General features: G+C 55.1%; 10 protein-coding genes and 1 pseudogene. 6 read left to right on the top strand and 5 right to left on the bottom strand.

Annotated features, from left to right (window positions below):
* The first annotated feature begins 37 nt into the window (after positions 1-37).
* Positions 38-916: a DMT family transporter gene (locus OM794_RS04525; protein ID WP_226248020.1), complete on the top strand. Its 879-nt coding sequence runs from the start codon at positions 38-40 to the stop codon at positions 914-916.
* 174 nt (positions 917-1,090) lie between these two features.
* On the opposite strand, the gene OM794_RS04520 is transcribed toward OM794_RS04525, so the two are convergent.
* The gene (locus OM794_RS04520; protein ID WP_226248017.1) at positions 1,091-2,536 is read right to left on the bottom strand and encodes a hypothetical protein; all 1,446 of its coding nucleotides are present in this window, start codon (positions 2,534-2,536) and stop codon (positions 1,091-1,093) included.
* A gap of 324 nt (positions 2,537-2,860) precedes the next feature.
* On the opposite strand from OM794_RS04520, the gene OM794_RS04515 reads away from it, so the two are divergent.
* The 3 genes from OM794_RS04515 (at position 2,861) to OM794_RS04505 (ending at position 7,146) form a co-directional block, all read left to right on the top strand.
* A complete protein-coding gene (locus tag OM794_RS04515) occupies positions 2,861-3,238 on the top strand; it encodes a septal ring lytic transglycosylase RlpA family protein (protein ID WP_226248016.1) in 378 nt (125 codons plus the stop codon).
* Between the two features lie 172 nt (positions 3,239-3,410).
* Positions 3,411-4,409 (top strand): NADP-dependent oxidoreductase, encoded by a 999-nt coding sequence (locus OM794_RS04510; RefSeq protein ID WP_226248015.1) that lies wholly within the window; start codon positions 3,411-3,413, stop codon positions 4,407-4,409.
* Between the two features lie 190 nt (positions 4,410-4,599).
* Positions 4,600-7,146: a glucose/quinate/shikimate family membrane-bound PQQ-dependent dehydrogenase gene (locus OM794_RS04505; RefSeq protein ID WP_226248014.1), complete on the top strand. Its 2,547-nt coding sequence runs from the start codon at positions 4,600-4,602 to the stop codon at positions 7,144-7,146.
* 109 nt (positions 7,147-7,255) lie between these two features.
* On the opposite strand, the gene OM794_RS04500 is transcribed toward OM794_RS04505, so the two are convergent.
* Positions 7,256-9,319, bottom strand: coding sequence for a TonB-dependent receptor family protein (locus OM794_RS04500; RefSeq protein ID WP_226248013.1), 2,064 nt, complete (start codon positions 9,317-9,319; stop codon positions 7,256-7,258).
* Positions 9,320-9,473: 154 nt separating this feature from the next.
* Between OM794_RS04500 and OM794_RS04495 the strand changes: the two genes are divergently transcribed.
* A complete protein-coding gene (locus OM794_RS04495) occupies positions 9,474-9,647 on the top strand; it encodes a YqaE/Pmp3 family membrane protein (protein ID WP_009722289.1) in 174 nt (57 codons plus the stop codon).
* A 60-nt stretch (positions 9,648-9,707) separates the two neighbouring features.
* Here OM794_RS04495 and OM794_RS04490 read toward each other — a convergent pair whose 3' ends face one another.
* Positions 9,708-10,199, bottom strand: coding sequence for a nucleoside deaminase (locus OM794_RS04490; RefSeq protein WP_226248011.1), 492 nt, complete (start codon positions 10,197-10,199; stop codon positions 9,708-9,710).
* Positions 10,189-11,489: pseudogene (locus OM794_RS04485) on the bottom strand (dicarboxylate/amino acid:cation symporter). Before OM794_RS04485 ends, OM794_RS04490 begins: the two are co-directional and overlap by 11 nt.
* 412 nt (positions 11,490-11,901) lie before the next feature.
* Here OM794_RS04485 and OM794_RS04480 point away from each other — a divergent pair.
* Positions 11,902-12,108: a cold-shock protein gene (locus OM794_RS04480; protein ID WP_007111402.1), complete on the top strand. Its 207-nt coding sequence runs from the start codon at positions 11,902-11,904 to the stop codon at positions 12,106-12,108.
* 149 nt (positions 12,109-12,257) lie between these two features.
* Here the strand turns inward: OM794_RS04480 and OM794_RS04475 are convergent, their stop codons facing one another.
* A complete protein-coding gene (locus tag OM794_RS04475; protein WP_226248007.1) occupies positions 12,258-13,124 on the bottom strand; it encodes a putative RNA methyltransferase in 867 nt (288 codons plus the stop codon).
* Between the last annotated feature and the right edge of the window lie 33 nt (positions 13,125-13,157).

Raw genomic sequence — 13,157 nt, 5'->3', positions numbered from 1 at the left:
TGCTGCTCAGCACATTCACTAATCAAGGAGAACGCTGATGCATCCCGTTCACTCCCCCGCGTTATTTCCACGTTGGTACAGTGTTGGTGCAGCGCTGGTGGCCGTGATGCTTTGGAGTGCGGCGCCGCTGCTGGCTGAGTTTGCCAAAGCGACACCGCCCTTGCAGCTTACCGCTGTCACCCTGTTAGCAGGATCATTGGCGACGCTACCGTTAAGCCGCCGCGTTAACGCCGTGGCCTGTGGCACGGGGTGGCAGATCAGTGTTTGGGTAGGTGTGCCGTTACTCATCTTTGGCGCCGTTAGCACCTACTTTATTGGTATGCGGTTAGCGCCCGCCGCCGAAGCGGCGCTCATCACCTACACTTGGCCCGTGCTATTCGTGCTGCTTAGCCAATGGAGCCGTTTTGGCCGCCTGCGTATCGCGGGGGTTGTCGGTGCCCTGATTGCGTTTTCAGGCGCGGCGCTGCTACTGGTGCCTCAAGCCATCAATGGAGGCCTGGGTGGCGCCACCACGGGCTACGCGCTAGCCCTGTTGGCCGCCTGCTGCTGGGCGATCTATTCATGGTTAAGCCAGGCGGCGCCAGTGGCCTTAACGCCGCTACTACCGCGGCTACTGCTTATCGCCTGCGCTATTGCCGTGGCCGCCAGTTTACTACTGGAAGGCAATCTTGCCTTTCCCAGCGGCGAAGCGTTACTCGCGGGTATCACGTTAGGCTTAGGGCCTTATGGAGTAGCCATGGTGGCCTGGGATAAAGCGCTGCGCTGGGGGCACGCAAGCCTTGTGGGAAGCTTGGCCTACGGGGTGCCAATTCTAGCCGCCCTGCTGCTGGTGCTGGCAGGCATGAGTGTACTCGACTGGCGCTTACCCGCCGCGGCCGTACTGGTGGTGGTAGGCTGCCTAAAAGCGAGCCGTTAACCTCCTCACGCCTAACTATTTACGCCTTACTCCTCACTCTTTACTCCTCACTCTTTACTCCTCACCCTTTACTCCTCACTCTTTACCCCTGACTACCTACCACCCGCCAATAAACCAACGCCCCTATCACGGTAAGTGACAGGGGCGCTGGGTATTATCGATTAATGCTAACAGTTAAAGCTCTGGGGGAATGTCCGTCGGCTCCATTTCAAGGCTTAGTTCAAATAAGCCGCTGCCGGTTGCGCTAAACCCGCGTGCGCTTACTGTGTACGTGCCGGGTAGCAACGGCTCCTGAAGCCGTGAGTCGGTACCGCCCGCGCCATCGTCATCGCTGGCGGCAAAGCCCTGACCACTAATCTCGATAAAGGTATCAAAATCGGCTGAGCGCATTTCCAGGGTCACTAACGAGCTCTCTTCTACCTCCAACTGATACGTCAGCGGCTCACCGCTATACCAACCGTTAAGCGCTTCGCCGGGGGTAAGCGTGCCTTCATTACGCAGTTCAACATTGGGCATATCACGCGGTTCCATGGAGAGTGTAAACATGCCGCTGCTGTCACCGTAGGCAGTACGCGCCGTTAATTGATACTCTCCGGGAGCCAGAAAATCAGCGATGCTGGCATCCAGGTTACCGGCACTGTCATCATCTTCGCGGTAGTAGCCGTTAGGCCCTTCAAGCACCAGGTAGGAATCAATGTCGCTGGAGCGCATCTCGATCTGGTACATGCCGGCTTCTTCTACCTCTACCTGGTAGCTAAGCTCCTGACCGCTAAACCACCCGTTAAGAGAGTCATCGGGAGTGAGCGCTCCGTCATTGCGCAGCTCACCGTCACCCGGTAACTCGTGAGGCTCTACTGAAAGCGTATAAACGCCATTGCCATCACCGTAGGCGCTGCGTGCTGTGAGCGTATATTCACCGGGCTCCAGAAAATCGGCAATGCGTGCGTCTAAATCACCGGCACTATCGTCGTCTTCACGAGCGTAACCATTGGGGCCTTTAATCTCTAGGTAGGCGTCGAAGTCATCCGAACGCATTTCCAGTTGGTAGAGGCCCGCCTCCTCTATGTTCAAGGTGATATCCCGGGCATCCCCCTGCAGCCAACTATCGATGGGCTCCCCCACTACCACTGTGTCGGCATCCGACAGCTCGACGGTTCGGCTATTGACGGTAAACGGGCCATAACTGTGGGCATCGGCACCGCTAACCACCACTACATAGTCGCCGCTCTCTTCAATACGGTGGCGAACGACGGGCGCATTATCGAGCAGCTGTAGTTGATCATCATAAAGCGCCACAACACCTTGCAAGGCTCCTTTAAGAGAAAGCTCAACAATCTCGTCCTCTTCCAGTGCGATGGCGTAGCGCATGAAACGGCTACCGTCGTTACCGTTTAGTTCGCTGGCCGAGGTTATTTCGCCACGCAGGGGCTCATCAAGCGTGAGCTTTTCAAGGCCAACAATAGCGTCGGCAGCAGACGTTTGATCAGTTGTCTCCGCACTTTCGACAGGCGCTTCATCAACAGCCTGCCCCGGCAGGGGGATAATTTGAGCGGCGAGAAAACCCACAGCTGCGCCACCAACCGCCACCAATACAAACGTAAACGAAGAAGATCTAGCCATGAGCAGTTCCTTGTTGGGTCGCAATGACAAATATTAATTAGTTAAGCATTCGTGATTATAAGATGCTTACTCCATTAAAGTGAGCGTTTAATGAAAAACACTGCATTGCACAAAATTCTTTTCTGATTCACTTCATACCTGGGCTGTTAAGTCACTGAAACCCAAGGCAAGGCCAGTAAAGAGTAAAAAATCTTGAAATTGAACCTATTTGCATCGATCTTCTCAAAGCTTGCTGACTCGTTGCTACGAGGGTAGTATCGACAGGCCTATCAGGCACCTCAACAAGAGTGCGGGATTCGCAACACGCAAAACCGAGGTACTCCTATGGGAGCCCAAACACGACTGTTCCGAACGTTTTTAGCAGCGCTTATCTTCAGCTGCGCTGCCAATAGTGCTTTTGCACATGAAACAGAAACACAGGAGGGCGTTGCCTCTTTTTACAGTGATCGCTTTCAAGGAGCGACCACTGCAAGCGGAGAGCCCTTCGACCAGCAGGCGCTGACAGCCGCTCATCCTAGCCTCCCCTTGGGAAGCAAGGTGCTGGTGACAAGACCCGATACCGGGCAAGAAGTTGAAGTGCTGATCAATGATCGAGGCCCCTTCGTCAATGGACGGATCATTGATTTATCCAAGCGGGCCGCACGGGAGCTTGGCATGATTCGCCGAGGCGTCGCGCCGGTCATGGTCACTTTGGTCAATTAACGCATAGCATCCGTCAGCATACCAAACAGGGCGGCCCGCCATGGTCGCCCTGTTTCTTTTGTGGCCTATCCTCTTTCTCCGCACAACGTCACATATTAACGAACTTGCAAGCAGGCTAATGGTCTTTATGCTTGAAGGAATTCACCACGCGACGTATTTGCAGGAGGCATTTATGCAGTCACAATTTTATACGCTTACCGATTACCCCAACGGCCTTCCCGACCGCGCACTGTTTAAGCTGGAAACACAAACGCTCCCCGACCTGGCCGAGGGCGAAGTGCGCATCCGTAACCGCTGGCTTTCCGTCGACCCTTATATGCGCGGTCGCATGAGCGGTATTCGCACCTACGTGGAGCCGTTTGAACTCGGCAAGCCGATGGAGGGCGGCGCCATTGGTGAGGTTATCGAAACCAATGACTCAAGCCTAAAAGTGGGCGACAACGTCAGCCATATGGGCGGCTGGCGGGATATCGCTCAACTGCCTGCCCAGGGGGTTACCAAGCTACCCGATATCGACGTTCCCGAGCAGGCCTACCTAGGCGTGCTGGGCATGCCGGGCATGACTGCCTGGACAGGCCTAAACCTGATTGCCGAGTGCAAACCGGGTGACAATGTGTTGGTTAGCGCGGCTAGTGGTGCCGTAGGCTCCCTGGCAGTGCAGTTGGCCAAAGCCAAGGGCTGCCATGTGGTTGGTATTGCTGGCGCTGCACATAAGCTGGCCTGGCTTGAATCACTGGGCGTTGAACCGGTGAGCTACCGCGACCGTACCGCACTGGAGTTAAGCGACGCCATTAAGCTCGCCAGCCCCAACGGCATCGATGTGTATTACGAAAACGTCGGCGGCATCTGCTTAGAAGCGGCATTGAGCCAGCTTAATGAAGGCGCACGGATTGCTGTATGCGGCATGATCGATAGCTACAATGCAAAAGAGCCCACTCCCGGCCCGAGCAATCTCGCTCAGCTGGTAGTGCGCAAGGCCAAAATGCAGGGCTTTATTGTGGCTGACCATTGGTCTAGCTACCCCTATTTCCTGAACGAAGTAGCCCCTCAGGTCGCGGAAGGCAAGCTGGTCTATAAAGAGACAGTCAAGGAGGGTCTGGAGAGCACGCCTGATGCATTCCTCGCCCTGTTTGACGGTGGTAACACCGGTAAAATGCTGGTCAAGCTATAAAACATTCCCCTCTCCCTGCCGCTACGTCAACGATGTGGCGGCAAAGTAATCGCCAAAAATAATCAGCAAATCGTTAGACCAATGGCGAATTGATAATTAAAATCATCTTTCAGAAATGTGTGTTTTAACCCATCGGCGCTGTCGATGGGTTAGAGCGCGTTGTCGGTACGTTGTTACAAGAGGACACCTCATGGAAGAAAGCACGCGCGATCACGGTAAAGGGCCAGCGATTGTCGTTGGCCTTTTACTACTTATTGTCGGCTTGGCGCTCGCGTTAGGCGGCAGCAAGCTCGTCAGCGTAGGCGGCAGTGCCTACTACTTAATTGCCGGGCTGAGCATCATTGTCTGCGGCATTCTATTTACCCTGCGCCGAGGCGCCGCTCTGTGGCTCTACGCGCTGATTCTTTTTGCCACATTAGTGTGGGCGCTGTGGGAGGTTGGCCTCGACTGGTGGCAGTTAGTGCCCCGCGTCGCCATTCTCTGTTTAATCGGCATTCTGTTGTTATTGCCCTGGTGGCGTAAGCCGTTACGTTCAAAAGGCGGTAGCCTGGCACTCATGGGCAGCATTGCCGCCGCCGTTATCGTGGCCATTGCCAGCCAGTTTAACGACCCCGGTGCTATCGAAGGGTCGCTGGCGAATAGCAACACATCAGCCGATAGCGTCAACCCTGCCCAAGTGGCGGGCGAAGACTGGCCCGCCTATGGCGGCACCAACGCAGGCACCCACTACTCCTCACTCGATCAAATTACCCCAGAAAACATCGGCGAGCTTGAAGAGGTATGGCGGATTCAAACCGGGGACAAAGCCGGCCCCAATGCGCCTCCGGAGATCACCAATCAGAATACCCCGCTGAAAGTGAACGACAGCTTGTATATCTGTACCTCGCACAGCCGGGCGATGGCGCTATCACCCGAAACCGGTGAAACCCTCTGGGCGTTTGACCCCGAGATCAGCACCATGGGGGCGGATGACTTCTCTGGCTGGGCGCATATGACTTGCCGCGGCCTCGCCTACTATGACGCTGCAAACTATTCTACTGACACTAACGACGCTGCTACCGATAACACAGAAGTGACAAACAGTGACGCTGCCCCGAGCAGTGCAACGGCTCTCTCTTTCGATATCTTCGATGACAGCGACATTTTCAGCCTGGATCTCTCCTTCCTATCCCTGCTGTTTGGTGTGGAAGAAAACGGTAACACGCAGCCAATGCTCAGTGAGACCGACGTTATGTGCCCACGCAGGCTCTACCTGCCGACGGCGGATGCGCGTTTGATTGCGCTGAATGCCGACACGGGCGAGCGGTGTGCCAGCTTTGGCGATAACGGTGAGATTGATCTCACCAACAATATTGGTGACTTCTCACCAGGTGGCTACTACTCCACCTCCCCGCCTACAGTCACTGAGAACCTGGTCATTCTGGGCGGCCACGTCACCGATAACAGCTCCACCGACGAACCTTCCGGGGTTATCCGTGCCTTTGATGTGCATACCGGCGAGCTGGTGTGGAATTGGGATAGCGGCAACCCTGACAACACCGATCCACTGCCCGAAGATGAGACCTACACGCGTAACTCTCCCAATGTATGGGCACCGATCAGCGTTGATGAAGAACTGGGCCTGGTTTACCTGCCCATGGGTAACGCCACGCCTGACCAGTATGGCGCTGACCGCACTGAGAACGATGAAACTTACAGCGCGGGTCTGGTGGCACTTAACGTCGATGACGGCCAGGTGGCGTGGGTTTATCAGTTTGTGCACCATGACCTATGGGATATGGATACACCGGCACAACCGGTGCTCATTGATCTGGCGACTAATGAGGGCACCCAGCCAGCGGTCATTCAGCCGACCAAGCAAGGCAGCCTATATGTATTGAACCGCGAAACCGGTGAGCCGATTGTGCCCATCGAAGAGGTGCCTGCACCTCAAGGCGCCGTGGAAGGTGACTGGACCGCCGAGACGCAGCCACGCTCTGCGCTTAACCTATTGCCTCCGCCGCTCACTGAGCGCGATATGTGGGGCGCATCGCCGTTTGATCAAATGATGTGCCGCATTCAGTTCAACTCTTTGCACTACGAAGGCCAGTACACGCCCCCTTCGCTGGAGGGCAGTATTGTTTATCCCGGCAACGTGGGTGTAATGAACTGGGGTGGGGTCGCAGTTGACCCCGAGCGCCAAGCGCTCTTCACTGGCGCTAAATACTTGGCATTTGTGTCTACGTTAATTCCTCGTAAAGAGGTAGAAGAGGGCCAGGGCTCGGCGAGCGAACAGGGCCTGCAAGCCAATGCAGGCGCCCCCTATGCCGTTGAACTCGGCCCACTGCTTTCAGTACTCGGCCTACCCTGCCAGGCGCCCTCCTGGGGCGACGTAGCCGGCATCGACCTGCAAAGTGCCGAGGTGGTATGGAAGCACCGCAATGGCACCACGCGGGACAGCATGCCGTTTGACCTGCCGATTGGCTTGAACGTCGGCGTTCCGGCGCTAGGCGGCCCGCTGACCACTGCAGGCGGGGTGTCATTCTTGAGCGGCACGCTGGATCAGTACCTGCGCGGATACGACATCACCACCGGCGAGGAGCTGTATAAAGCGCGCCTGCCAGCCGGTGGCCAAGCTACGCCGATGACCTATACAGGCCAGGATGGCCGCCAGTATGTGGTCGTCACGGCGGGGGGCCACGGCACCTTTGGTACCAAGATGGGCGATTACGTGATTGGCTACGCGCTACCGGAGTAATCGGTTAGCTTAGCGTCATCACCAATAAAAACGGGCGGCCTCATCAATGAGAGCCGCCCGTTTTTTATTAGTAAAGCATTTAGGAAAGTACTGCTTAGCAACGCACCGCTTAGAAACGTACCTCTAGCCCGCCATAAACACTGCGCCCCGGGGCCGGTTCGTAGAAACGCCCAAAGGTGCCGTTCAAGCGTACGTTGGCGTAGTGTTCTTCATCTAAGAGATTGCGCACACCCACATACGCATTCAGCCGTGTATCGCTGCCCAACTGCCAACCATCGCCCACCCGCAGGTTCACCAGCCAGTAGCTATCGACCTCTGTCTCATTAGCGTTGTCCGCCACCATATCGCCCGTGTACTGGGTTTCCAGGGTGGCAAAGCGCTCATCAAGGCCTTGCCAGGTAAGCTGATTGACCCAGGTTTGCTCAGGCAGCCCAGGAATGCGGTTACCGCCAAAACGCTCTGAAGGTGGCGCAAATCGATCAAACTCGTAGCTTGCCAACGTGAGGGCGCTATTCAGCCGCCACTGAGCAGCAAGCTGCCAGCCCAGCGCCAGCTCGACACCGTCGCGGTCGGTGTCGCCTGCGTTCTGGTAGAAGGTGCGGCCGCCGTCATCATAAGGCACCAGCTCGTCACGCACGCGCACCGAAAACAGCGTTAAATCGTAGTCCATGGCCAGCGGTGCAATGTAGCCACGCGCACCCACTTCACGGTTCCAGGCTTTTTGCGGTGATACCGAGGGGTTGAAACCGCCCCCCGCTGGATTGGCAAACTCTGAGAAGGTCGGCGTTTCAAACGCAGTCCCGGTATTCACGTAGACCTGGTGCTGAGGGCGGTAACGGTAGCTAAGTCCCGCCGAGCCGCTCCACTCATTGAAGGTTTGTTCACCGCTCTGGTCACCATCGCTCAGGTAGCTGTCGTCTACCTTCAACTCCACGCTATCAAAACGCGCGCCAAGCGAGAGCGTTACCTGCTCGGTCAGCGCTAAATCACCCTGAGCAAACACTCCTGCGGAGGTCGCCGTCTGGGTCTCTTCCGCCAACTGCTCGCCAATAACGCCTTGGCCGTTCACATCGTTACGAAAACGCTCGTCGTCTTGGCGGGCCACATCCACCCCAGTGATATAGCTCAACGGCAAGTTGCCCAGACTAACTTCATGATGATACTCAGCGCTCGCGCCCAGATAGTCACGCTGGTAGCCGATACGGCTATCGCCCACATAGGGTAGCTGCTGCTCAAAATCGCGCTGGGCAACAAAGCCTTTTAAATAGAGCGCTCCAGGGCCGGCAGACAGATCTTCGTACTGTAGCCCGATAAGCTGCTGATCTACGTTCTGTCCGGCATCCAACGCTAAGGAGTTCGGCGCCGCTTGATCGCGGCCACGGGCCACTTCACCGGCGTTAAGCGCGCCGGGGTCTTCGGAACGGGGGTTTTCAAGCAGGTTGATAATCGCGGTTAACGCCCGATCGCTGCCTAATTCGCGGCGCAGTTTGGCATTCAACAGGTATTTCTCTGTAGAGCTCTGCTCCCGGTAACCATCCACATTAAGAGCAGAGAAGCTGACGTGGTGCGACCAGTCCCCCTGGGCTCCACCAGTTTGTACGACTGCCTTACGGTAGCCATCGCTGCCCACCTCAGTGCGCACGCTTGAGCCTGGATTATCGCGCCCATCGGCGGTGGTGATGTCAATCACCCCACCCGCCGCGTTGCCGTAAAGTACCGAAGAGGGCCCGCGGATCACTTCGATGCGCTCAGCGCTGTCCAGATCAATGGCATCTAACTGCGCCTGGCCATCGGGTAGCGTATAGGGAATGCCATCCACCATGACGGTAATACCACGAACGCCAAACGGCGCCCGAGCGCCGAAGCCGCGAATGGAGATTCGCTGGCCTTGGGCGAAATTATCGCGGTTCTGCAAGAACATACCAGGCACTCGCACTAACGCCTCATCCAACCGCGTGCGCTGCTGCCCCTGTGCAATCGCCTCACGGTCGAGCGTTGAAACCGCAGCGGGCGTGGCGTAAAGCTCTCGCGATAGTCGTGGCGCTGTGACTTGCAGCGTGGCTAGCGTGTTGTCAGATGTCGGACTCTCTTGCGCCCAGCTTTGGCCTACGCCAAGGCAGCTTAATAAGCAAAAAGACGTGGTGGTTACTTTTAATGGCACTTTGATGAACATGGAGTCCCTCCCAAACAGCGTAGCGCGGAAATAAATGGCGGAATTGAACGATTGCCTACTCGGCTAGTCACAAGGAATTCGCCAAGGCATGGATAAATAGATTGATCGTGCCTACACTTGTACAAGTTACACCAATGAAAGCAAAGGAGGCTTCATGGCGTTTACAGCGACTGATCCAATCAAGATGATTTTTGCCGTAATACTTCCCCCACTCGGCGTATTTTTTGAGGTCGGTTTTAAAGGGCATTTCTGGCTGAACATTATTCTAACGCTATTTGGCTTCGTACCCGGCATCATCCATGCGTTTTATGTGATATTGAAGCACTAGGTTTTCATAGACCGGTTTAGTGAATACGACGCCGCCTAAGCTAACGCTTAGGCGGCTTTTTTATGTCTTTAAAGTAGGGCTGGCATGGCGCCGTTTATGCAAAGCGTGAACCCGTTCATTCAGCTCAGCTATCGGGCCTTCTACCTTGAGCCCTGGCACAATCTGTTGAATAGGCAAGGTCGCAACTGGGGAAGGCGCCACGTCTAAATCTGCAAGCCAACGACCCAACTGTTCAGACGAGCTGGCGTAGACAATTCGCCCTAGCCCTACCCAGCCATGGGCAGCGGCACACATCGGGCAATGCTCGCCTGAAGTGTAAACGGTCGCCTTTGCTCGCGCCTCCGGCGTCATATTCTGAGCAGCCCAGCGCGCCAGGAAGAACTCCGGGTGCTGAGTAGAATCCCCACCGGCAATACGGTTACGGTCTTCTGCCAAGACCTCTCCTTCGGCACTTACCAGGACGCTGCCAAAGGGTTCATCCCCCGCGTTAAGAGCCTCTTCGGCTAGTTCGACGGCACGCGTTAAGTAGGTGAACTCACGATCATTCAACATGTGTTTTCCTTGTAGTTGTTATTGGCCTGCTGCCTTTACCCCCGCGCGGCGCTTCTTCGCCAAACGCCTCTTGCAACTCCTCGCCTTCACTACGGGCAATTACGGAGGTGCCGACCAAGTCGCCTGTCACGTTCAACGCCGTACACCCCATTCCCACCAGTGCATCGATAGCGGTGAGCAACGCGACGGTTTCAATTGGCAGGCCCACCTGAGCAAACACCGTGGCAATCATGATGATACCGGCCCCCGGCACCCCTGCCGTGCCCACCGACACTAGCGTGCCGATCAACACAATTTGTACCATGCTGATGAAATCCAGCGGTGCACCCATCACGTTAGCGGCAAACACCGCCGATATGGCGATACGAATCGCCGCCCCATCCATATTTAAAGTAGCCCCTAATGGCAGACTAAAACCATAGATGCTTTTGGGAATCCCTAAGCGGTGAGCAGCATTAATCGTTAGCGGTAACGTACCCGAGCTACTTTGGGTAGCAAACGCCGTGGCCATGGGCGTACGGGCTTCGCGGAAAAAGGTGCGCAGCTTCACGCCAAACAGCCGCATGATGCCGCAATAAAACAGCAGCTGGCTTGCCAGGGCGATATACAGTACGACCACCATATCGCCCAATGAGAGCAGCGTTGCCAACCCCTGCTGACTCACCGTTTCGGCGACAATCGCAAAACGCCGATGGGCACGTAGTGCAACACCCCTGACATCACTTTTAGAGTGACCTCGTTTAGCGCTTCAATCACCCCATAAAGACGCTCACCCATGGCATGCTGGCGTTCCGACTGGCGCATTTTTAACAGCGCAATGCCAAACACCAGCGCCGTAAAAATAATGCCCAACATGTTGAGTTCGGCAAACGCACCAATAATATTATCCGGCACTATATTTAGCAGCGTATCGACAACGCCTGGATTCTCGGGCACCGAGAAACTGGCGTTCTCATCCAACGTCATACCGCTGCCGGGGCTAAACAGCGAGGCGACCGCTAAGCCCACCATGATTGCCAGCGCAGAAGAGGTAAGGTAATAGCCAAACACCTTGCCGCCTACGCGACCAGCGCTTCCCTCCCGGGACTGATTCACCCCGACCATCAGCGTAAACAACACAATGGGGACAATCAGAAAAGTAAGCAGTCGTAGTAGCAGGTCACCCAGCGGCGCCAGCCAGGCAGCCACTGTCTCTCCGCCAACAAGTCCAACCACTACGCCCAGCACCAGCGCGACAGTAACGCGTAAAATCAACGATGCCTGAGCATAGGCCTTCCATATACGAGTCATTTGAGCCCCTACAGTTTTGAAGAAGTTGGTAGGTCTAATACAGTAATATCGACCACTTTATTAGTGTGGCACAGCGATATCTAGCAAGCGGCAAAGCGGGAAGCTCTCAACTGTTTCGCCTGATGCATATGAACCTAACGCATATGGCAACGAGGCTTCCATTAGCGCCTCCCCCCTAGGCCAGATAATCCAGAAAGCCTTTGACACATCGAACAATCCGTGACACTGTAGCGTCAGTTGGTTAGCAAGCAAGCATGGTTTCAGAAGTGTACGAAAAAGATTTAGAAATGTACGAGATAGACGTGTACGAGATCTTTCGGCAAGCCTGTAATTGTATTCCTTGTTTTATCCGCTATTAATCTGGGTGATACCAGGAACTTTACTAAACGCTTTGCGCGAAAGGAATTTTACTATGTCTACTGGCACAGTTAAGTGGTTCAACGATACTAAAGGCTTCGGTTTTATTGCTCCTTCTGACGGTGGCGATGACCTGTTTGCCCATTTCTCTGAAATTCAAGCAGACGGCTTCAAAACCCTGCAAGAAGGCGCTAACGTTTCTTTTGACGTTACCCAGGGTAAGAAAGGCCTTCAGGCTTCAAACATCAAGCAAATTTCCTAAGTCTAGTTTTTTTAAGACTACGTCTCTAAGACATAGCGCTTAAGAATTTGCTCGAACCTTTCGGGGTTCGGATAATAAGGCCCGCTTATGCGGGCCTTGTTGCGTTTAGAGATATTACTTTTAGCAGAGTCTTTTGAGCATAGCCCAGGCTAGGAACCTAGCCACTGCTCTACCCGCACATCTACCGTCACTTCCAGCCTATCTAGTGCCGCTGCGCGAGCACGCCCTTCAGCGCTGGCTCGGTAAAGATGCGGCGTCATCGCCAACAGATCGGCAATTTCTTCGCTTCTCTCCAGTGTTAACAAGTAACTTACTCTCTCGCTGCTATGGTGCGTAAAGCCCGCAGGCGCTTCTACCTCGCTTGAACGCTCAGGTTTTAACGTCGGGTAGATAATCTCCCGTAACTCCCGCAAATGATCAGGTCCCGCCTCTACTTGTAGCAGCACACCGTCCGTTTTTAGCACACGAGCAAACTCGCTAGCCACAGGAAAGCCAAACATACACAGCACGCTATCCAGCGTTCCCGTCTGCACTGGCAAATGTGCATTGCTGCCCACTACCCAACTGCTTAGCGGTGATTGCTTGGCATCTTGTTTGGCCGCCGCCAGCACCGCCCACTTAGAGATATCCAAACCCATCAGCGAAAGTGGTGGCGCGTTAGTCACAGCGTCAGCTAATTGGCGAAGGTAGTAACCTTCACCGCAGCCGGCATCCAGACAGCTAAACGGCTCACTGCTTAGCGTTTGAACCTCAGCGTGGTTCAAGACTGCACGAATGACGGCATCCGCAATGGGCTGGTAGTGCCCCGCGTTTAGAAAGCGTTGCCGGGCAGCTACCATTGCTTTGCTATCACCCGGATCTTGGGAACGCTTTTGCTGCACAGGCAGTAAATTAACGTAACCCTGCTTAGCAATATCAAAGCTGTGACCATCAGGGCAGCTCCAAGCGCTGCCCAAGTGAGCTAGCGGCTTGCCATCTAATGGGCAGGCCAGCGCCTGGAAGGGAGTAATGCTCATAGCTGTTTGTGTAACCATTGTAGAAGAGGTGGA

Origin of the sequence: Halomonas sp. BDJS001 (assembly GCF_026104355.1) — a bacterium.
GTDB lineage: Bacteria > Pseudomonadota > Gammaproteobacteria > Pseudomonadales > Halomonadaceae > Vreelandella.
This window is presented reverse-complemented; position numbering and strand designations above follow the sequence as displayed.

What these genes read in the sequence shown, in the direction of transcription:
- OM794_RS04525 (WP_226248020.1), top strand. Translation starts at nt 38, where the DNA reads ATGCATCCCGTTCACTCCCCCGCGTTATTTCCACGTTGGTACAGTGTT.
- OM794_RS04480 (WP_007111402.1), top strand. Translation starts at nt 11,902, where the DNA reads ATGTCTACTGGCACAGTTAAGTGGTTCAACGATACTAAAGGCTTCGGT.
- OM794_RS04515 (WP_226248016.1), top strand. Translation starts at nt 2,861, where the DNA reads ATGGGAGCCCAAACACGACTGTTCCGAACGTTTTTAGCAGCGCTTATC.
- OM794_RS04520 (WP_226248017.1), bottom strand. Translation starts at nt 2,536, where the DNA reads ATGGCTAGATCTTCTTCGTTTACGTTTGTATTGGTGGCGGTTGGTGGC.
- OM794_RS04505 (WP_226248014.1), top strand. Translation starts at nt 4,600, where the DNA reads ATGGAAGAAAGCACGCGCGATCACGGTAAAGGGCCAGCGATTGTCGTT.
- OM794_RS04500 (WP_226248013.1), bottom strand. Translation starts at nt 9,319, where the DNA reads ATGTTCATCAAAGTGCCATTAAAAGTAACCACCACGTCTTTTTGCTTA.
- OM794_RS04490 (WP_226248011.1), bottom strand. Translation starts at nt 10,199, where the DNA reads ATGTTGAATGATCGTGAGTTCACCTACTTAACGCGTGCCGTCGAACTA.
- OM794_RS04510 (WP_226248015.1), top strand. Translation starts at nt 3,411, where the DNA reads ATGCAGTCACAATTTTATACGCTTACCGATTACCCCAACGGCCTTCCC.
- OM794_RS04495 (WP_009722289.1), top strand. Translation starts at nt 9,474, where the DNA reads ATGGCGTTTACAGCGACTGATCCAATCAAGATGATTTTTGCCGTAATA.
- OM794_RS04475 (WP_226248007.1), bottom strand. Translation starts at nt 13,124, where the DNA reads ATGAGCATTACTCCCTTCCAGGCGCTGGCCTGCCCATTAGATGGCAAG.